The sequence below is a fragment of the Synechococcus sp. WH 7805 genome (assembly GCF_000153285.1).
Taxonomy (GTDB): Bacteria; Cyanobacteriota; Cyanobacteriia; order PCC-6307; family Cyanobiaceae; genus Synechococcus_C.
The window spans coordinates 2,533,384-2,552,510 of record NZ_CH724168.1 but is presented as its reverse complement, the minus strand read 5'-3'; the positions used below and the strand labels follow the sequence as shown (position 1 = coordinate 2,552,510).

Here is a 19,127-nt window from a genome sequence, read left to right as displayed (position 1 = left end):
ATCACTGCTGGTCGAGATCGCTGCGCAACAGCCCCATAGCCGCAGTCAGAACTGACAATCCACTCACCAGGAGTGCACGGTGAACCAGGGGATCACGCCAACAGGAAGGATCGTGACTGGCACGGTCAAGGGCTGAAAGAGTGAGACGGGCCATTACCGAACTGCGTGCGCCGTTCTCTTCAGCCATGGATTCCCTGTCGTTTCCCTATCCAAGCGGCTAGCGCACGATCGCGCCAGTGTTGGGACCGTCCGATCTCGCTTGCTACTGTCTTCAGGATCAGGTGGATGAATGGCCTACGCGCGCGCACTCCTGAAACTCAGCGGGGAAGCGCTGATGGGAGATCAAGGCTACGGAATCGACCCTGCCATTGTTCAGGCCATCGCCCGAGACGTGGCCGGTGTCGTGGCCAGCGGCACCCAGCTGGCGATCGTGGTCGGTGGTGGCAACATTTTCAGGGGACTCAAAGGATCGGCCGCGGGAATGGACCGAGCCACGGCGGATTATGTGGGAATGCTCGCCACTGTGATGAATGCCATCACCTTGCAGGATGGTCTCGAGCGGGCTGGCATCCCCACGAGGGTGCAGACAGCCATCGAAATGCAAGAAGTCGCCGAGCCCTACATCCGCAGGCGGGCCATCCGGCATCTTGAAAAAGGTCGTGTGGTGGTCTTCGGTGCAGGATGCGGAAACCCCTTCTTCACCACTGACACCACCGCAGCCCTAAGGGCTGCAGAAATCGGAGCCGATGTGGTGTTCAAGGCCACCAAGGTCGATGGGGTCTACGACAAAGACCCCCACAAGCACGCCGATGCGGTGCGCTACGACGCTCTGACCTTCCAACAGGTTCTCAGCGGTGAATTGGCGGTGATGGACAGCACCGCCATCGCCCTCTGCAAAGACAACAACATCCCCATCGTGGTCTTCAATCTGTTCGAAGCCGGCAACATCGGCCGTGCCGTGGCAGGTGAGCCCATCGGTTCTCGCATCAGTAACTAGTCATCGTCATGTCTCACTCCGATCTCGAATCCAGCATGCGCAAGTCGGTGGAAGCCACCCAGCGCAACTTCAACACCATCCGAACCGGTCGAGCCAATTCGTCTCTTCTCGACCGCATCAGCGTGGAGTACTACGGGGCAGACACACCATTGAAATCTCTGGCCACCCTCTCAACACCGGATTCTCAGACGATTCAGATTCAGCCGTTCGACATCAGTGCGCTCGCCTCGATCGAAAAAGCGATCGCCATGAGCGAACTTGGCTTTACGCCGAACAACGACGGCAAGGTCATCCGCATCAACGTTCCACCTCTGACTGAGGAACGCCGCAAGGAATTCTGCAAGCTGGCCTCAAAGTATGCCGAGGAAGGCAAGGTGGCTCTGCGGAATCTCCGCCGGGATGCGATCGACAAAATCAAGAAGCAGGAGAAGGATGGCGACCTTTCCGAAGACCAGAGCCGTGATCAACAGGATGAGATCCAGAAGCTGACCAATCAGTTCATCGCCGAACTGGAAAAGCATCTCGCCACAAAGGAAGCCGACATCCTGAAGGTGTGAGCGTCTACGACGTCGCTGTGATCGGAGCTGGGGCAGCCGGCTCCACAGCAGCTTTTCACCTCGCCAATGCCGGTCATCGGGTGTGCGTTCTGGAAGCGGTAGAAGGACCGCGCGTCAAACCCTGCGGTGGCGGCATGGCGTCATCAGTTCAGCAGTGGTTTCCCTTCGATCTCAGCCCAGCGGTCGACGATGTGATCCGCCGGGTGGATTTCAGCTGGTGCCTGGACGATCCGGTGGTTGCTGAGCTACCAGGAGAGGCACCGTTCTGGATCGTGAGACGCGAACGTCTCGATTGTCTGCTGCTGGAGAAGGCCCTGGAGGCTGGAGCCACGCTCCACTGCCCTTGTCTTGTGCAGCAGGTCGAACGTGAGGATGGTCAATGGACAATCCGCGGTGACAGCGGCAAGTCGTTGACGACCAGAGCGGTGGTGATTGCGGATGGTTCGGCATCGCCCTGGTCGGGTCAGTTCGGCCTTGGACCACGAGACCTCCATCTCGCCAGCACACTCTCCGTTCGTCTGGAAGGTCTTGGAACACTCAACCCTGGTGTCGCTCGCTTCGAATTCGGTCTTGTCCACCACGGTTTCGCCTGGGCCTTTCCCCTGAATGAAGGCATCAACGTGGGCGTGGGCACATTCATCGGCCGGAATGCGATGGATGCAGAAACCGTTCTCAGCGCCTTGCTTCCTGATCTTGGATTCCCAGCGGACGCTGGACTCCGCCAACAGGCGGCCCTGAGGGTCTGGAATGGTCACAGTCCATTGCACCGCGACGGAATGGTGGCGGTCGGCGATGCGGCATCACTGTGTGATCCATTTCTGGCTGAGGGATTGCGACCGGCACTGATGAGCGGATATGAGGCAGCGAAATGTCTCGACCGCTGGCTGAACAATGAGGTGGCATCCCTCGCGGACTACTCCACGGTGATGCGTCACCGCTGGGGCGACTCCATGGCGTGGGGCCGCCGCATTGCCCAGGTGTTCTATCGCTTTCCCGGTGTGGGGTATCAGCTTGGAATCAAGCGTCCCACGGCTCCCCGCCGAATTGCCCAGATCCTTTCCGGTGAGATGGGCTACGGAGACATCGCCCAGCGGGTGATCCGTCGCCTTCTTCTGCAGCGGGGCTAAAGATCCAGCGCCAGTTGCTCAATGCCGGGGTCAGTGGTCAGCCGGCTCGATCGTCTCCGCCTGGTCGAGGGCAGACCTGAACGTCGGGACCCATGGCGCTGCTGAATGGCATCCGCATGGCGATCAAAACCTGCGGAGCGGCGAATCTCAAAGATGCGCTCTTTGGCTTCACGCGCTGAAATCGCGCAATCAACGATCGGCATCGACCTGGGAGCACCGAGAAGAGACCAGGGTTCATGCAAATGCACGGCAGGCACGTCCTCGAGTTCCGGACACCAACGACGGATGAAGGCTCCATCAGGGTCGTGATCATGCCCCTGCTTGATCGGGTTGTAGATGCGGATCGTGTTAATGGAGGTGCTGCCCGACTGCATCTGGCACTGGCTCCAATGAATTCCTGGTTCGTAATCCACGAACTGCCTGGCCAAATGCAGACCCGTATCACGCCAAGGAAGCCAGAGGTTGTAACTGGCGAAAGACATCAACATGGCCCGCATGCGGAAGTTGATCCAGCCATGGGCTCGCAGAGCCCTCATGCAGGCATCCACGAAGGGAACGCCCGTTTGGCCCTCAGCCCAGGCCGCGAAGCGGGCGTCATCCAGAGAACGGATGCCGCGCATGAAGGGGTGAAAGTCCTCCCATTCGATCGGAGGTTGATCTTCCAGTTTCTGGATGAAGTGGCAATGCCAGTGCAGCCGCGAACTGAAGCTGCTCACCCCACGCCCCTGGAATTCACGGCTGCGTTGCAGCACTTCCCGCATGGAGAGGCAGCCCCAGGTGATGTAAGCGGAAAGTCTTGAGCAGCCCTTGAAGGCCAGATTCGGACTGGAGATGGAACGGCAGTAGCCCTGAACCCGATGCGCGAGGAAATCATTGAGCTCCTGGAGGCCCAACCGACGGCCGCCACGCTGCCGGTAGGGGCATGGATCAGCCTGCAGAGCCAAAGCATCGTTGGTCGGCAGGTCTCCTGGAGCGATGCCAGAAAGGGGCGTCAAGCCAGTGGGTGCCGGGGTGATCGCCTCACCCATGCGCTCCTCCCAGCGGCGGGCCCAACCCCTGCGCGTCTGTAACCGCCTGACGACTCCAAACTGAGGCAGTTCATGCCAAGGAATGCCCCGTTCCCTCGCCCATGCAGCGACCCGCCGATCCCGGGCAAAGGTCCAGGCATTGCCTGTTTCCTCATGGCTCCAGAGTGCCGAAATGCCGAGCTGACGCCGGGCCCGTTCGAGCACATCCACGGCATCGCCGCTCCGGATGATTAATGGTTGACCAACCTCAGCAAAGGCTTCCTGAAGATCCTGCAGGGATTCACGGCAGAACGCCCATTGCCTGGCTGAGCAATCCGGTTGACTCCAGAGTTCCGGTTCAACGATATAGAGAGGCAGAACAGGGCCCCTGGCCAGCGCTCTGGCCAGGGGCTGATGATCCACCAGCCTCAGATCACGTTTGAACCAGACCAGCTGGAGGCCATGGACCACAGACGGAGCCGGCTTGAATTCGCGGACGATAGAAAAGCGAGTCAGCCGACGGAGGTAATTTTCAGATCCCGAAGACGCGCATCCACAGAAGCCAGCAGCTCAATCGCGAACATCGGCGCTTCCTGAACAGCGAACAGGAACTTCTCCCTGTTCATCTCAATCAGACGGCAAGGACTTTCAGCTTGCGCTGTCCCTAGGCGACGGTGACCATCCATGACAAGGGCTCCGGCTCCGAACACATTCCCAGCGTGGATGAGCTCATATCCCTCATTTCCCTCGTCATTTTTCCACGACAAACGAACAGAACCCTCAAGGACTCCAAACATCGAAGCCCCGGGGTCGTCAGCCTTAAAAATGATGTCGCCTGTCTTGAACGTGTGAACCTCGCTCTTCTGAGCGAGGCCACGCATGGTGTCGAGAGCGTTCACGAAAGCAGCTAGATCTCTTGGAATTCTGATCAGCTCAGATCAAGAGTGGGTAATGGGATCGCCGACTCAGGCGGTTGTGAGGGCAAGAGCTGCACCGAATCCCCTGCGGACGTCCTCTGGAGTGAGAAGCCCATCGTGATCCAAGTCCAACGCGTCGAACACCGCATCGCTCCCGAGCCACTCATCACGGGTGATGCAGCCATCACCGTTCATGTCATTGAGCAGAAAGATTTCCTGAACGGCATGACCAAAAGCCTGACCACCTTCGAGTTCAGCCAACCGGTGGGCCAACATGCTCTCAAGCGTTTCGATCGCTTTGCTGAATCCTTTGATGCCTTCAGCAAGTTTGTCGGTGGCCATGCGGTCCGTCTTCATCAGGGCCTCGAACTGCTCACGGTCCACATGGATCTGAGTTTCATTGCTGGAGGGATTCTCACCGTCGAGTTTGCGGGAGAGAGTGGCTTGGCTCTCACGCAGCTGATCGAGAAGCTTGGGTGAAATAGTCAACAAATCGCAGCCAGCGAGCTCAGTGATTTCGTCAATGTTGCGGAAGCTGGCCCCCATCACCTCGGTTTTGTAGCCGTAGGTTTTGAAGTAGTTGAAGATCCGGGTCACAGACAGCACCCCGGGATCCTCAGGACCGGGGTAGGAATCACGACCGGTGTCCGCTTTGTACCAATCGAGAATGCGACCGACGAAGGGTGAAATCAAGGTGACACCAGCCTCGGCACAAGCCACGGCCTGACCGAAACCGAACAGCAGCGTTAAGTTGCAATGAATTCCCTCTGTCTCGAGGATTTCGGCAGCTTTGATGCCTTCCCAAGTGGAGGCGATCTTGATCAGCACACGGTCGTTGCTGATGCCTGCATCGTTATAGAGGCGAATCAGTTTGCGGCCTTTTTCGATCGTGGCCTCTGTGTCAAAACTGAGCCGGGCATCGACCTCGGTGGACACACGCCCGGGAACGATCTTGAGAATTTGTTTGCCGAAGATCACACTGATTTCATCCAGCGCTTCACGCACCACCTGTTCCACCGGTGCGGTGTCACCAATCAGTCGACGAGAGGATCGCAGAGCTTCATCGATCAAATTCTGATAAGCAGGAATCTGGGCAGCCGCGAGGATCAGAGAAGGATTCGTCGTGGCGTCTCTCGGGGTGAACTTACGGATTGCCTCCAGATCCCCGGTGTCTGCGACCACAACGGTCATCGCTGAGAGCTGATCGAGAAGACTGGCCATAGCGCTGAAAGTCTTGATAAGTGCAACGTAGCTAGGTTTCGTTGGCTGGCACCCTTGCGGGTATCCCCCTGCACAGGCCGTTGTAACCCTGACCAACCCTTTTGAATTCAACCAGGGGATTGAGCGATGCTCGGCGGAATTTTCTCAATGACCAAAAGGCCATCAATGATGGACTTCGCAACAGGCAAGGCCACAGTTGAGCCATAGGCATTTCCGCCCTGGGGCTCATCGACAACCACCAGCACGACATAACGCGGATCCTCAATCGGCAGAGTGGCAACGAAACTGCAGATCAAGGCGCCAGGGACATACACACCATTAAGAGCTTTCTGTGCGGTTCCGGTCTTGCCTCCGATCCGATATCCAGGAGTTCGTACTCCCTTACCACTGCCCTTCTCCACCACAGACTCCATCCAGGCGAGCACCGTGCGAGTCACCTCGGGCTTGAGCAGCTGTTGACCTTGACGAGTTCCAGCTGATGCCAGGGCATTACCAGCACTCAGTCCCCTGGTGATGTGAGGACTGACCAATCGACCACCATTCGCCAAAAGTGCATGCAATTGAACAAGTTTGAGTGGCGTCAATGAAAATCCCTGACCGAAGGATGCCGTAGCCGGCTCGATGGGTTGTTTGGTGAATTGTTCTTTTGACTTGAGCTGCCCAGCAATCGCTCCGGGCAAGTCCGTATCAGGGCGAGCATCGAGACGCAGACGACTGAGCCAGTCCCAGTAGCTGTCAGCCGGCAGACGACGCATGGCCTGCACCATTCCCACATTGCTCGAGACCTGCAGAACGGTGGCGAAATCAATCACTCCGTTGACCTTTCGATCGTGGTTGTTGATCGGCCAGCCACCGACCTTGATCATGCCGTTGTCATAAACCTGCCCATTGGCCTTGATTGCTCCCTCCTGGAGAGCGATAGCCAGGTTGATGGGCTTGAAGGTTGAGCCTGGTTCGTAGAGGTCCTGAACAGACCATTCTCTGAATCGAGCAGAGGAAAAGTCCCAATACCGATTGGGGTCGTAAGTAGGAACTGAAGCGAGGGCGAGCAACTCACCATTGGTGACATCCATCACGATGGCGACACCTTTTTTCGCGTTCCATTTCTTCACTTGAGCACTCAGAGCTTTCGCAGCCAGAGCCTGAAGACGCGCATCAAGGGTGAGTTGAAGACGAAGATCATCACCGAAGAAAACGCCGGCATCGAGGTTGTCAGGCAGGGGGGTTCCATCTGCACCACGACGAAGACTCCTGGCCAGTTCATGACGCTGCAGATCGTCGTGACGGCTCTGTTCCAGACCTGCCTGAGGAACACGTTCCTGATTGAGAAAACCAACCACATTGGCGAACAGTTCTCCCTGGGGATAAACCCGATGGAGATAGGACTCAAGATCCACACCACTGATTCCAGTGGCTCGAACAGCGGCAGCCGTTTCAGGATCGAGTCCTTCGAGAAGCTTGATGCCGGAGGGCCGATCGCCGATCTGCTTGAGGATCTTCGTGGAGGGGATCGACAGAAGAGGGGCAAGGCGATCGGCTACATCAGCAGGTGGCCGAATGAGAACTGGGTCGTCGCCAGGGAGGTTGAAGTAGCGGGGGTGCAACCAGAGGCGATAGCGCTCTTCATCGAGAGCGATGATCCGTCCGGTGCGATCCACGATCGGTCGTCGTATGCCGAGAGGCTGCGTGCGCTGGGTCTGCACAGACCTGGCACGGGCTTCAAGCGCCTGTGCTTGGAACAACTGCAACCAGGCCATCCTCCCCATCAGGCCGAACAACCCAAGACAGAGCAGGGCAAACACCCAGCGCATGCGTCCAACAGGAACGGGCTCCAGCGGCACAACCCTCCGACGGGTTGATGACGGGATCGACCGTCCTACGACACGTGGGCGACTCATGAATTAGTAACCGTTCTTGATCGGATGCTCAATGAGGGAGCCGAGCATGGTCAGATGATCAGGTTCGCCTTGAGGCACAACCGCTCCGGGCTTATCGAGGTAAAGAAGGTTGGCCACGGTCGTGGGCACCATTCGTTTTGGAACCCTGGAGTGTTCCAGCAGGTGCCGTTCGAGCATCGCTGTGGACTCCGTAAGACGGTGGGTCAGAGCACGAGTCAACTCAAGCTGCCTGAACGCCAAAGTCCAGCGATGCTGCCAGTGAAGTGTGAGACCGCTGAGCAGGAGAACGGCCGCGAAAACCCCGAGAAGCCCTCCATCGGCAACGCGATGGAGTCCGGCCAGGAGAGGGGAATGGCGCGCAGCACGACGAGCCGACAGGGAGCCCTGAATAAGCTCAAAAGTTCCAGCGTTGGACGACTGTTGCGGGGAAATCGGCTGGGGTTGTGGAACCGCGACCACGGCTGAAACTCAGCAATGCGCCAGTGAACCACCTGAAGAGAAGAGCCGCAAGGCTGAAACCTTGATCAACACTGGGGGCTTCGATCAAGCCCCAAGCAGCAAGAGATTGAGGAACGTCACGCCATTCCAGAGAGAATGCATCACCACACAGGGGAACAGGCGCCCGGTACTGAGCCGCAGCAACGCCAAGCCGACGCCAAGAACGAGCAGTGGAGGCAGCTCGCCGATGCTCAGGTGAGCAATCGCGAACACAAGCGCACTGACCAACACACTTCCGACACGCCCGAGGAAACGGCCCAAAACCGGTAGCAACACCCCCCGGAAAATCGTTTCCTCAAAGAGCGGGGCCAGAACAACAGCTGTGATGGCCAGCAGTGCCAAGGCCAAGGGGTCTCGGCTGTTCAGGACGATCTCCAGCAAAGGGTTGCTCCCCCCCTGATCCCCGATCCATCGACTCACGAGCCAACCGCTCAACACCACAGGCGGCATCACCATCAGCCATCCCCTTGCACCTTGGAGAAGGGCTGAGGAGATTGGGCGGGCCTGCCACTGCAACCAGCCCCCCGATGGAGGAGCCTCCTGATCGCATTGCGACAACTGCTGGCGAAGGATGAGCAGAGGAGGAACCGCCAGAGCGGCATACCCGACAAGGACGGTCAACCCTTGCATCAGTGCAGGAGACAGGCCTCGGCTCACCCAGGCAGTGAATGGAGCGATCAACAGTGGAACCAGCACCTCCCCCAAAACAACAAAGCCACCGGCCACCAGCAGAACCATGTCGAGCGGGCTGAGGGGGGCCGACACAAGCGGCGGCCAGGACGGCAACCGACGGCGCAGCAGCAGCCACCCATGCCTGATCAAGAGCAGGCCTCCAAGAATCAGGGCCGCCAACGGGAACACCTCGCTGAAGACCAGACGGCGCGCTGCGGCGGAGGCCTGAGCTGAATCCACGCAGTCAGCGGATGAGCCTCCCAAGGCACTGCACAAAACTCTGCGGATGAGAGGGTCGGGAGCAAGAGCCAGCAATTCGGATCGTCCCTGTTCGGGACCCTCGTTCCCAAGCAAGGCCTGCTGAAGCGGAATGAGTTCTGGCTGGCCAATGGTCACCTGCCGAAGGCTCGCCCGGTAGGTCTCGTCTTGTTCAAGGGCCGTGAACAGAAGGATTTGGCGATCATCCAGTCGGTCCAACGGGGTGTCGCGCAGGGTGTCCAGCAGGGAAGCAGCAGGGTCTTTACCGACCACCAGAGGCCGAAGCGGTTCTGGGATGTTGGGCTGGGCCAAAAGGGACAGCTCCTTTTGCTCCAACGACAAAGCCGGAGCAACGGACGGCTTTCCAAAGCTGTCCACCAATCCCAGGATCCACACCAAGGTGGCCAGAACGAGAGAGACGAAGGCCAGAAACACCTTCAAAAACCGGTCAGCCGATGGACGTCCGGAAGGTGGGCTGGTCAACACGCCGCAGGCAACTCAAAGTGATTCTGGTCGGTGACGGGTGCAGCGGGCGAGGCCAGAGCAAACAGGGGCTCACTCATACGATGGCGGCGCCCTGCACGCACGAAGCCGTGACCCTGCGTCTTCTCCTCGTTCGCCACGGACTCAGCAGCTTCAATGTGGAGCGCAGAATCCAGGGGCGGGATGACCTCTCTACGCTGACTGAAACAGGCGAGGACCAGGCACGCCGCACCGGCACGGCCCTCGCAGACGTGCCGATCACGGCGGTGTACAGCTCTCCGCTGAAACGGGCTGCATCGACCACGGCAGGAGTTCTGGCAGCCCGGAACGATGCGCTTGAGCCTTGCTTCGATGACGGTCTTCTTGAAATCGATCTGGAACCCTGGAGCGGCCTCACGGCAGCCGAACGAGCCGAGCGTTTTCCAGAGGAGTACGCAGCCTGGAGGAGTGATCCTGAGCAGCTGGAGCTGACACGTCACGACGGCACCCGCTACCGACCGCTGCCTGAACTGATGCAACAGGCCAGCCAGTTTCTTGACGCACTGCTGGCCCGTCATCCTGTTGACGGCAACGAAACAGTGCTGCTGGTTGGGCACAACGCCATCCTGCGCTGCCTGATCACAACATTGCTGGGCAATCCTGCGGGAGGCTTCCGCCGATTGCGACTCGACAACGCCTCCTTGTCTGTCTTCAATCTCATCCCTCAGGGGAGTGACCACCAGGTACAGATCGAGTGCCTGAACAGCACGGCGCATCTCAATCCACCGCTCCCTCCCAAAGGAGCCGGTTCAAGGATGATTCTGGTTCGGCACGGGGAAACGAACTGGAACCGTGATGGGCGCTTTCAGGGGCAGATCGACATCCCCCTGAACAGCAATGGTCACGCCCAAGCCGAAGCAGCAAGGGCTTTTCTGGAAACCGTGTCGATTCAGCGTGCTTACAGCAGCGCGATGTCCAGGCCGCGACAGACAGCCGAAGGAATCCTGCGCTCCCATCCCGGAGTGCCGCTGACGGTCACCCGCGGACTGGTTGAGATCGGCCATGGACTCTGGGAAGGGAAGCTGGAATCAGAGATCAGGGCCGAATGGGCTGAGCTTCTTGATGAATGGAAACGCACACCTGAAACGGTGCAGATGCCAGAAGGAGAGACCATCCAGGATGTATGGGAACGCTCGGTCCACAGCTGGAACACCATTGCGGAATCCCTGGATCGGTCTGAAACCGCTCTGGTGGTCGCTCACGATGCGGTGAACAAGACCATTCTCTGTTCACTCCTTGGCCTCAGTCCCAGTGACATCTGGGCTATCAAACAAGGCAATGGTGGCGTCACCGTGGTCGACATGCCCACGGAAACAGGGCAGCCTGCAGTTGTTGCTTGCCTGAACCTCACCTCCCATCTCGGAGGGGTTCTGGACAGAACAGCTGCTGGAGCACTCTGAACCCTGATGGATGCATCAATGCTGCTGGATCCTGTCCAGGTCCTGGTCGGACCGGGTCAGGCTGTAGAAAAGCAATCCGCTGTTCTGATTAAGAACCGGCGGCTTGAAGCCTTTGGGGACGAAGCCCGCCGAAAGGGCCGATCCGAAGCTCTGGAGCCGCAGGACGCCGGCCATCAGCTTCTGGCCCCCTGCCTGGTGGATTGTCATTCGGGACTTCCAGAACCGTTCCACGGCAGGGGAGAAACCCTGGGGAGCTTGGTGCGGACAGCTGGATTGGCCGGCTTCGGCCAGCTCGCTCTGCTTCCAAGAACTTTGCATGGTCAACGGGAACAGCCAGACCATCTGCAGGGATTCCAGCGGAGCGACTGTGATGTCAGCGTTCACCTCTGGGGAGGTTTCAGCAGCGGGGGCTCCGGAGTGGAGTTAACGGCCCATGGCGATCTGCTGGAAGCCGGAGCCGTCGGCCTCAGTGACGGCAGGTCCATGCCACCGATTGCCCTCCTCGATCGCGCACTAACGCTTGGAGAGATGAACGCAGCACCCCTGCTGATCCCACCGCTTGACTTAGCGCTACGGGGCGAGGGTCTCCTGCGGGAAGGAGTGAACGCCTTGAGGGCCGGATGGCCTTTGGACCCGGTGAGCAGTGAGACGTTGCCCCTCAGCCAGCTTGGGCAACTCCAGCAGTGTCACCCAGACCGCCGACTGGTGCTGATGGCACTCTCCACCGCTGACGCTGTAGAGCTGCTGCAACAGATGCCATTACGCCCGAAAGCCACCGTGAACTGGTGGCATGTAGTGGCTGATTCCTTTGAAAGCAGCGCCACCGCATCCACATGGTTTGTGGATCCATCCCTGGGATCACGGTCGGATCGCAAGGCTTTGATTAAAGGACTGGCAAAGAACCTGATTCAGGCCGTCGCCGTTCAGGCCACGCCACTGGACGACGAGGAATGCCTCCTGCCGCCCGATCAGCGCTCTCGCGGGATCTCTGGGCATCACCTAGTACTGCCGTCCCTCTGGCAGACCCTGGTCGTCGATGAAGGATGGACCCCTGAACAGCTTTGGCAGGTCATCAGCTTCGGGCCATCCACGCTGCTGGGAGTGAAGGAAGAAGTGCTGGCACTGGGCAGCAACCGCTGGCTGCTATTCGACCCTGAGCACCCGTGGACGCCCTCACGTTCCGACCCCATGAGTCCTTGCTCTGCCAATCAGCCTCTCCTAGGCAACGAGCTGAAAGGCCAGGTGATGCATTGCGGACTCAGGATCCCAGAGAGCCGACTCTGTTAAGGGGCCAGAAACGCCAGAACGCCCGGCCAATGATCTGGTCCTCCGGCAGGAAAGGACCGCCTGGCCAGTAACGACCATCCCAGCTGTTGCTGCGGTTATCACCAAGTGCCAGCACATGCCCCTCGGGGACTGTCACATTGAGAGTTCGGCAAAGGCTCATGCCCTGGTCATCCAGGGGGCAGAACTTCGTGACGTAAGGCTCATCTAAAGCCTTGCCATTGACGGAAACCTCTCCGCGAGGATTGACCACCACGCGGTCACCTCCAATAGCGACCACACGTTTGATGTAAGCGTCACAAGCGGGATGCCCCAGCCCTGGAATCAATCCGACGAGTGGAAAACTCACCAGACCGCAGCGCAGTGGAGAGGGAGAGCCAGCTGCTTTGAGCGCAGGGTCGAATGCATGGGGCGAATTGAACACCACAATCTCACCGCGCTGCGGGCTCCTTCCGCTGTAAGTGAGTTTTTCCACCAAAAGCCTGTCCTGAATCTGCAGACCGGGGAGCATGGATCCTGAGGGAATGAAGCGGGCCTCAGCAACGAAGTGGCGGATGCCTAAGTACAGAGCCAGGGTGAACAGGACAGGGCCCCAGAAATCCCAGAAGGGATGAGAACGGGACACGTTGGATTCAACCAACGCCTTCGACGCCTTCACGGACGAATTGGGACCCGATGACGATGAATCGTGCTGCTCGTTGGGCAACGGAAACCTATGGCCTTAAGCAACACAAGATAGGCGTGGAACGATGAGCTCCTAGCCTCATTTCATGAAGGAGGAGCCATGGTCAGACCCCGCTGGCAAGGCGTGCGGCCCAGCGCGGCCAAGCGCTTCTGGCTGGGCTGGGACAGGGTTGTCGCAACCATCGCTGCGATCAATCTGGCCTGGGTCATCTTTGATGTGACCTACGTTCCACTCCGGAATTTCTGGCTCCAGCGAACCCTGTTTCCGCTGCCCTCGATCAACCTGGCGATTCCCCTCCCATGGCTGCCAGACATCACGCCGGCGTACGACAGGGTCAAGGGAATCGAACCCCATCGGGACACGCAGGGATACATCAACCATTTCCGACGCCTGGAAACAGCCGCGGCAACGAAAGGAATCGACAACCCAGAAGTTCAGCAGCTCCGCCTCGAGATGGTGGTTCGCAACAGCCAACTGATCGACGAAAATCCCTTCGTGAGTTCGGGGAAGGCGGGCACACTCGAGAAGCTCAAAAGCCGCCTCCGTTCCAGAGCAGGCATGGATTCGGCAAAACAGGCTGCTGCCCATCTCCTAGGAGAGGACCACCTCTCAGAACAGAACTGGGAGGAGGAAAGGCGCTTCTGGAACAAGAGCATCCTCCCCTTGGCCGGTTCGAATTACTGGCGCGGAACCGATGAGAACGGACAGGCGATCGATCGATCCTGGCAGATCGATACCCCCTTCCAGATCCTGTTCCTACTTGACATCCTCATCCGCAGCTTTCGCCTGAAGCGGCGTTACCCCGTCATCACGTGGCGTGACGCACTGCTGCGCCGCTGGATTGATTTACCGCTTTTGATTCCTTTCTGGAGGTTGCTACGCATCATTCCAGTCACCGAGCGCCTGTCCAGTGCCCGATTGCTTCAACTGGAGCCGCTGCGGGCTGTGATCAGCCGCGGCGTTGTGGCTGTTCTCGCTCTGGAACTGTTCGAAGTGATCACCTTGCGGATCCTTGACACCGCTCAGGATGTGGTGAAATCTCCCCGCCTACCTGAGAAGATCCGTCGACTGTGCACCCATCAGAGTGTGATCGACGAGGGGGAACCAGAGCTTGCCGAACTCCTCAGGCTCTGGCTCCCGCTCATTCTCATTCAGGTCGGTCCTGCCCTTCGCCCTCAACTGGTTGCCCTGATCGGCCATATCTTGCGGCGCAATCTGGAGGAAACAGCGATTCCAGGAGCCCTGAGAACACTCCCAGGAGTCGACAATGCTGAACAGAAGCTGAGCCAGACGTTGTCTGCCGGTCTGGTCGACTCGCTTTTGAATCTGTCGCGCAATGCCGGAGATCGGCTCGGCCAGAAGGATCCAGTCCTTGAAAGTCTTGGGGTAGAGACAGCGGATCGATTCTGGGAAGAACTGGCTCACAAGCTGGAGACAGGGGCTGTGCTCGAACGCAGCCAGGAGCTCATCGCTGTCTTTCTTGAAGATCTCAAGAGGTCGAGCATGAGTCAGCTCCGCCTTCAGAAAGATGTTGATGAGCTGATTACGGAGCTGGATGGCTTGAACTTCAGTTCAGAAAGGCTTCCGCCCAAGCCTCAGGCTTGAAGCCAACCAGGAAGGAGTCATCAGCGCAACAAACGAAGGGTCGCTTGATCAACTTTCCATCAGCAGCCAGTGCGTCGATGGCTTCGTCGTCTGTCATGGCCTTAACAACAGCAGCACCCAAAGCCCTGTAGCTCTGACCACTCGTGTTGAACAAAGGCTTCACTTGCCCGAACTGCTGAAGAGCATCCGTAAGGGTCTGCCGGTCAGGGGGCCTGACGGTGATGTCAATGACCTCGGCACTGATGTCGTGGGACTCAAGCCATGCCAGAGCTTTGCGGCACGTTGCACAACGGGAGTAGCTGTAAACCTTCAAATCCGCCATGGACCGATCAACGGCCTAGAAGGCTCTTCACAGCACCGAGAAGGCTGTTGGAACCTTTGCCGACACCATCGTCAGGACGGGTACGGATCGTGACGTCTCCGTTCACACTCGTGCGACAGCTGAGGCGATAGTTGGCTGGTCGATCAGAGAGATAGACCTCTTCAACATCGCTGCGGGGGGAAAGATTCTGGGAACCCTCCAGAACCTCCACGACGCAGGTGCCGCATTGGCCAACGCCTCCGCAGTTATTGAGGTTATTCAGGCCTTTGTAGGGATTAATGCCTGAAGCAAGAGCCGCTTTGCGCAGATTGGCACCTTCGATACAACCGACCTGCTGGCCTTCCTGCTCAAAACGGATGGTGGGCACGGTCGTTCACAGGCTTGGCGCGAACCAACTTACAAGCAGCAGGGGACTTGGCGGGAGCCAACAGACAATTTTTGGTCGAACGTCACCTTCGACTCAGCGCTCTGCGGCCTCGATGCAAGCCTGAAGCAAGGGGGCCACAGCCTCCGAATCCCTCCAACCACCGATTTCAGTCACCCGCCCTTCCATATTTTTGTAGGTACGAAAAAACTCCGCAACATCCTCGAGCTGGCTGGGAGCGATCTGATGAATACTGTGGATTTTTCGTTGCCGGGGGTCCGCCACAGGCACACAGAGGATTTTCCCGTCGTAATGCCCCATGTCGTGCATATCGAGGACCCCGATGGGCCTGGCTTGGATCAGGCAGCCTGCGAACGTTGGCTCTTCCATGATCACCATGGCATCGAGGGGAGATCCATCGGCTGCAAGGGTGTTGGGAATAAATCCGTAATCGAAGGGGTAACGCACTGAAGAGTGGAGAACTCGATCGAGAGCCATCACTCCGCAAGCTTCGTAATACTCGTATTTATTGCGACTTCCCGCTGGAATCTCCACGAGGAGATTGACCAGTCCTGGAGAGGGAGATGGGGTAAGAGCCCTTAGGTCCATTGCTCTTCGTGACAGAGGAGGACTTTGATGATGGTCGGTCACTCAGAACCGCGACCATCGGAATGCTGAGCCCTGTTACGGCAAGCGTGAACCCCAGAAGAACAAGCAAAGGGAGGGAGACCAGCGGAGCAGATACTGGTGCGGTCTCGAAGACAGGCTCAGGGTCCATTAAGGGGAAAACAGGGGCATCCCGGGTTCAGCTCGCGGACTGAATCGAGAAACTGAACTCTCGACCGGGAATGGCAAGTTTTTAATGTCTTGCCACTGCCATTCTGGCACTTTTCGGCTCTCTATGCAGCGGGCCGCTCCTGGCGGTCACGACGAGACGCCAAATCCGATGGAGCCGCAGGAATACCGTCCAACTGAGTCCTAATGAGACGCAATTCCTCGAGAATTGCAGCGAGAACCTGCTGGGTCGCCGTTGACGGTGAATTTAAAACCTCAACGGTGACCTCCTTAATCCTGAGCACGTCCTTAGCGAAACGGGCCACTTCGTTGGGGTGAAACAACAAAGGATCTTTCTGATCGCTCCGATACTCAGGATTTAGCTTTCTAGGATTAAAAGGAGGATTGAGATTGCGAGGATCTGTATTTGTATAACGGTAAACAGAAGCCCGCGAACGATTCAGAGACTTTTGCACATCATCGATCCCCACTAAAGAATCAGACTGTGAAAGTACAGAGCCAATTTCTTCACTTAGCCCCACTGAATCGGCCGCGGAAGACACCGAACCATCAAGCGGGCGAGGAAACATGAGACAGCACTGGGACGGCTTGGATTCCGCAGACCATAGCAGCTGAGACTCGTGATGCCAGCAACGATCACAGCCAAAAGGACACTTCTCAGATCGACCTTTTTATCAGCGGTGATAACTTTCGGAGGTTGTTTTGTTTGGATGTCATGCGCGTCTCCCGCCTGATGCTGGTGACGCTGAGGGACGTCCCTGCTGACGCAGAAATCCCCTCACATCAACTGCTGGTTCGCGGTGGGTATATCCGACGGATTGGCGCTGGCATCTATGCCTACCTGCCGATGATGTGGAGGGTTCTTCGCAAGATCAACGCGATTGTTCGCGATGAGCTGGATAGCCTTGGAGCGCTCGAGACCCTGCTACCCCAGCTACAACCCGCAGACCTCTGGGAGAGGAGCGGCCGCTGGCAGGGTTACACAGCAGGTGAAGGGATCATGTTTCACCTTGAGGATCGCCAAAACCGCCAGCTCGGTCTCGGTCCCACCCATGAAGAAGTGATCACCGAACTGGCCGGAGACCTGCTGCGCTCCTATCGACAACTGCCGGTCACGCTCTATCAGATCCAAACCAAATTCAGAGATGAGATCCGTCCTCGCTTCGGCTTAATGCGCGGGAGAGAATTCATCATGAAAGATGCCTACTCCTTCCACGCCAACCAGGACGACCTCGAAGGCACCTATCAGGCGATGGCTGCGGCCTATGCGCGAATTTTCAAGAGGTGTGGCCTTGAGGCTGTCGCCGTAGACGCCGACAGCGGCGCGATCGGCGGTGCAGCCTCGCAGGAATACATGGTGACTGCCGAAGCTGGCGAGGATCTGATTCTCACCAGCAGCGATGGCCTGTACGCGGCGAATCAGGAGAAAGCAACGTCGTTGCCCCCCATAGCCCAAACGCTCGAGGCCGGTTCAGAGCGAATGATCGACACACCTGATCAAACCTCAATCGAACAGCTGTGTGCAGCCAATGGTTTGGAGCCCACCCAGACCGTGAAAGTGCTCGTACTGCTCGCCCGCCTCGACGACGGAAGGGAGCAGCCGATTCTGGTCAGCCTGCGGGGCGATCAGGTTCTCAATGATGTGAAGCTGGCGAATGCGGTGAGTCGATCGCTTGATGCCACGGTTCTTGAAATCAGTCCCATCTCCGAACAGCAGCTTCGCCAGCAGGGGCTATCAGAGCTTCCTTTTGGATCCATTGGCCCCGATCTCAGCGACACCGCACTACGAGGAAGCCGCACCTGGCAGACCCATTTCCTGCGACTGGCCGATGCAACGGCACTCGATTTGTCGCGATTCGTCTGTGGAGCCAACAGCAGAGATCAACACGTTTGGGGCCGCACATGGGACGCGATACCGACGCAGATCAGAGCTGACCTGAGGACAGCCCACCCTGGCGAACAGTGTGTGCACGATCCTTCCCAGACCCTTTCCGCATGCCGAGGAATTGAAGTGGGTCATATCTTCCAGCTCGGACGAAAATATTCGGAAGCACTCGATGCTCGATTCACCAACAGTGCGGGACAGCAGGAAGCACTGCTGATGGGCTGCTACGGCATCGGCATCTCCAGGCTTGCCCAGGCTGCTGTGGAACAGCACCACGACGATGCCGGTATCTGCTGGCCTGTGGGTATCGCCCCGTTCCAGGTGATCGTGGTCATCGCCAAGATGAAGGATTCCAACCAGGTCGCCCTGGGAGAAGGGCTTTATCAGTCGTTTTTAGACGCCGGCATCGATGCCTTGCTGGATGATCGCGATGAAAGGGCAGGCGTGAAATTCAAGGATGCGGACCTCATTGGCATCCCCTGGAGAATTGTGGTGGGAAGGGATGCTGGAGATGGGGAGGTTGAGGTGGTGGAGAGATCGGCATGCAAATCCACAACGATGGACCATCAAAAGGCCTATCGACAGGTGAAGGAGTCCATCCTCAACACCCTGCGACCAGAGATCTGACCCCCATTAAAGTTCCGCAAATCCTCCACGCCATGCACGCCGCGCTGACCCGTCTAGGCCGACAGCTGACAAGCCTCACCCTGTCGCTCTGCCTAGGACTCACTCTTCTGCTCACCGCCTGTGGTGACAGCACAACCTCGCTGCTTTCCGGGGATTACGTCGAAGACACCGTGGCTGTGGTCCACATGCTTCAGAACACACTTGCCCTGCCTTCCGACTCGGAGGGTCTGCAGGACTCCGAGCATGAAGCCCACGATCTCATCAATGACTACATGTCCCGGTACCGTCCACGGCCTCAGGTGAACGGATTGAGCTCATTCACAACCATGCAGACGGCGCTCAATTCTCTGCAGGGTCACTACAACACGTACACCAATCGTCCAGTGCCGGATGCTCTCAAAACTCGCGTTGAGAAAGAGCTCAGCAAGGCGGAAAAGGCGGCTCTTCGCGGAACCTGACACAACGACCACCTTGTCGCTGTCACAT

Annotated in this window: 20 protein-coding genes; 8 read left to right on the top strand and 12 right to left on the bottom strand. The window is 58.1% G+C overall.

Translation table 11 applies throughout. The features are described from left to right. Position 1: 1 nt before the first annotated feature. Positions 2-187: a hypothetical protein gene (locus WH7805_RS13060; RefSeq protein ID WP_038004757.1), complete on the bottom strand. Its 186-nt coding sequence runs from the start codon at positions 185-187 to the stop codon at positions 2-4. 102 nt (positions 188-289) lie between these two features. On the opposite strand from WH7805_RS13060, the gene pyrH reads away from it, so the two are divergent. Genes pyrH through WH7805_RS13045 form a run of 3 tightly spaced genes read left to right on the top strand, consistent with a single transcriptional unit; the run spans position 290 to position 2,681 of the window. Beyond that, a complete protein-coding gene (pyrH, locus tag WH7805_RS13055; RefSeq protein WP_006043609.1) occupies positions 290-997 on the top strand; it encodes a UMP kinase in 708 nt (235 codons plus the stop codon). Between the two features lie 8 nt (positions 998-1,005). Further along, positions 1,006-1,554: a ribosome recycling factor gene (frr, locus tag WH7805_RS13050; protein WP_006043608.1), complete on the top strand. Its 549-nt coding sequence runs from the start codon at positions 1,006-1,008 to the stop codon at positions 1,552-1,554. Further along, positions 1,551-2,681 carry an NAD(P)/FAD-dependent oxidoreductase gene (locus WH7805_RS13045; RefSeq protein WP_006043607.1) on the top strand — a complete coding sequence of 377 codons (1,131 nt, stop codon included), beginning with the start codon at positions 1,551-1,553 and terminating at the stop codon, positions 2,679-2,681. The genes frr and WH7805_RS13045 overlap by 4 nt, the downstream gene beginning before the upstream one ends. Here WH7805_RS13045 and WH7805_RS13040 read toward each other — a convergent pair. The 6 genes from WH7805_RS13040 to WH7805_RS13015 form a co-directional block, all read right to left on the bottom strand. Continuing rightward, positions 2,678-4,159, bottom strand: coding sequence for a deoxyribodipyrimidine photo-lyase (locus WH7805_RS13040; protein WP_006043606.1), 1,482 nt, complete (start codon positions 4,157-4,159; stop codon positions 2,678-2,680). The two genes, WH7805_RS13045 and WH7805_RS13040, sit on opposite strands and share 4 nt — an antisense overlap. Before the next feature lie 41 nt (positions 4,160-4,200). After that, the gene (locus WH7805_RS13035) at positions 4,201-4,587 is read right to left on the bottom strand and encodes a Crp/Fnr family transcriptional regulator (protein ID WP_006043605.1); all 387 of its coding nucleotides are present in this window, start codon (positions 4,585-4,587) and stop codon (positions 4,201-4,203) included. 66 nt (positions 4,588-4,653) lie between these two features. After that, complete coding sequence (locus WH7805_RS13030; protein WP_006043604.1) at positions 4,654-5,826, bottom strand: transaldolase; 1,173 nt, start codon at positions 5,824-5,826, stop codon at positions 4,654-4,656. Between the two features lie 107 nt (positions 5,827-5,933). Further along, positions 5,934-7,724: a penicillin-binding protein 2 gene (locus WH7805_RS13025; protein WP_050751996.1), complete on the bottom strand. Its 1,791-nt coding sequence runs from the start codon at positions 7,722-7,724 to the stop codon at positions 5,934-5,936. A 3-nt stretch (positions 7,725-7,727) separates the two neighbouring features. Beyond that, positions 7,728-8,183 carry a hypothetical protein gene (locus tag WH7805_RS13020; RefSeq protein WP_006043602.1) on the bottom strand — a complete coding sequence of 152 codons (456 nt, stop codon included), beginning with the start codon at positions 8,181-8,183 and terminating at the stop codon, positions 7,728-7,730. Between the two features lie 84 nt (positions 8,184-8,267). Then, positions 8,268-9,635 (bottom strand): CPBP family intramembrane glutamic endopeptidase, encoded by a 1,368-nt coding sequence (locus tag WH7805_RS13015; RefSeq protein ID WP_232199018.1) that lies wholly within the window; start codon positions 9,633-9,635, stop codon positions 8,268-8,270. A 110-nt stretch (positions 9,636-9,745) separates the two neighbouring features. Here WH7805_RS13015 and WH7805_RS13010 point away from each other — a divergent pair, with 110 nt between their 5' ends. Together WH7805_RS13010 and WH7805_RS13005 are read left to right on the top strand one after the other, a co-directional pair. Continuing rightward, positions 9,746-11,074, top strand: a complete 1,329-nt coding sequence (locus WH7805_RS13010) for a histidine phosphatase family protein (RefSeq protein ID WP_198005779.1) — start codon at positions 9,746-9,748, stop codon at positions 11,072-11,074. 6 nt (positions 11,075-11,080) lie between these two features. Further along, positions 11,081-12,361: a hypothetical protein gene (locus WH7805_RS13005; protein ID WP_006043599.1), complete on the top strand. Its 1,281-nt coding sequence runs from the start codon at positions 11,081-11,083 to the stop codon at positions 12,359-12,361. Here WH7805_RS13005 and lepB read toward each other — a convergent pair. After that, a complete protein-coding gene (lepB, locus tag WH7805_RS13000) occupies positions 12,333-13,016 on the bottom strand; it encodes a signal peptidase I (protein WP_232199017.1) in 684 nt (227 codons plus the stop codon). The two genes, WH7805_RS13005 and lepB, sit on opposite strands and share 29 nt — an antisense overlap. 126 nt (positions 13,017-13,142) lie before the next feature. On the opposite strand from lepB, the gene WH7805_RS12995 reads away from it, so the two are divergent. Further along, positions 13,143-14,648: a hypothetical protein gene (locus tag WH7805_RS12995; RefSeq protein ID WP_006043597.1), complete on the top strand. Its 1,506-nt coding sequence runs from the start codon at positions 13,143-13,145 to the stop codon at positions 14,646-14,648. Here WH7805_RS12995 and WH7805_RS12990 read toward each other — a convergent pair. The 4 genes from WH7805_RS12990 to WH7805_RS12975 form a co-directional block, all read right to left on the bottom strand. Beyond that, a complete protein-coding gene (locus WH7805_RS12990) occupies positions 14,611-14,970 on the bottom strand; it encodes an arsenate reductase family protein (RefSeq protein WP_006043596.1) in 360 nt (119 codons plus the stop codon). The genes WH7805_RS12995 and WH7805_RS12990 overlap by 38 nt on opposite strands. 7 nt (positions 14,971-14,977) lie before the next feature. After that, entirely contained in the window at positions 14,978-15,337 is a 360-nt protein-coding gene (locus WH7805_RS12985) for a 2Fe-2S iron-sulfur cluster-binding protein (RefSeq protein ID WP_006043595.1), read from the bottom strand. Positions 15,338-15,430: 93 nt separating this feature from the next. Continuing rightward, positions 15,431-15,943 carry an inorganic diphosphatase gene (locus WH7805_RS12980; protein WP_006043594.1) on the bottom strand — a complete coding sequence of 171 codons (513 nt, stop codon included), beginning with the start codon at positions 15,941-15,943 and terminating at the stop codon, positions 15,431-15,433. 290 nt (positions 15,944-16,233) lie between these two features. Next, positions 16,234-16,698 (bottom strand): hypothetical protein, encoded by a 465-nt coding sequence (locus WH7805_RS12975; RefSeq protein WP_038004752.1) that lies wholly within the window; start codon positions 16,696-16,698, stop codon positions 16,234-16,236. Positions 16,699-16,844: 146 nt separating this feature from the next. Here WH7805_RS12975 and WH7805_RS12970 point away from each other — a divergent pair, with 146 nt between their 5' ends. Both WH7805_RS12970 and psb27 read left to right on the top strand, forming a co-directional pair. Beyond that, positions 16,845-18,641: a proline--tRNA ligase gene (locus WH7805_RS12970; RefSeq protein WP_006043592.1), complete on the top strand. Its 1,797-nt coding sequence runs from the start codon at positions 16,845-16,847 to the stop codon at positions 18,639-18,641. Positions 18,642-18,673: 32 nt separating this feature from the next. Next, entirely contained in the window at positions 18,674-19,099 is a 426-nt protein-coding gene (gene psb27 / locus WH7805_RS12965) for a photosystem II protein Psb27 (protein ID WP_006043591.1), read from the top strand. The last annotated feature ends 28 nt before the right edge of the window (positions 19,100-19,127 follow it).

Excerpts from the sequence above, each read along its gene's own strand:
- WH7805_RS13060 (WP_038004757.1), bottom strand. The coding sequence starts at position 187 with ATGGCTGAAGAGAACGGCGCACGCAGTTCGGTAATGGCCCGTCTCACT.
- pyrH (WP_006043609.1), top strand. The coding sequence starts at position 290 with ATGGCCTACGCGCGCGCACTCCTGAAACTCAGCGGGGAAGCGCTGATG.
- frr (WP_006043608.1), top strand. The coding sequence starts at position 1,006 with ATGTCTCACTCCGATCTCGAATCCAGCATGCGCAAGTCGGTGGAAGCC.
- WH7805_RS13030 (WP_006043604.1), bottom strand. The coding sequence starts at position 5,826 with ATGGCCAGTCTTCTCGATCAGCTCTCAGCGATGACCGTTGTGGTCGCA.
- WH7805_RS13025 (WP_050751996.1), bottom strand. The coding sequence starts at position 7,724 with ATGAGTCGCCCACGTGTCGTAGGACGGTCGATCCCGTCATCAACCCGT.
- WH7805_RS13005 (WP_006043599.1), top strand. The coding sequence starts at position 11,081 with ATGGATGCATCAATGCTGCTGGATCCTGTCCAGGTCCTGGTCGGACCG.
- WH7805_RS12995 (WP_006043597.1), top strand. The coding sequence starts at position 13,143 with ATGGTCAGACCCCGCTGGCAAGGCGTGCGGCCCAGCGCGGCCAAGCGC.
- WH7805_RS12990 (WP_006043596.1), bottom strand. The coding sequence starts at position 14,970 with ATGGCGGATTTGAAGGTTTACAGCTACTCCCGTTGTGCAACGTGCCGC.
- WH7805_RS12980 (WP_006043594.1), bottom strand. The coding sequence starts at position 15,943 with ATGGACCTAAGGGCTCTTACCCCATCTCCCTCTCCAGGACTGGTCAAT.
- WH7805_RS12975 (WP_038004752.1), bottom strand. The coding sequence starts at position 16,698 with ATGTTTCCTCGCCCGCTTGATGGTTCGGTGTCTTCCGCGGCCGATTCA.
- WH7805_RS12970 (WP_006043592.1), top strand. The coding sequence starts at position 16,845 with ATGCGCGTCTCCCGCCTGATGCTGGTGACGCTGAGGGACGTCCCTGCT.
- psb27 (WP_006043591.1), top strand. The coding sequence starts at position 18,674 with ATGCACGCCGCGCTGACCCGTCTAGGCCGACAGCTGACAAGCCTCACC.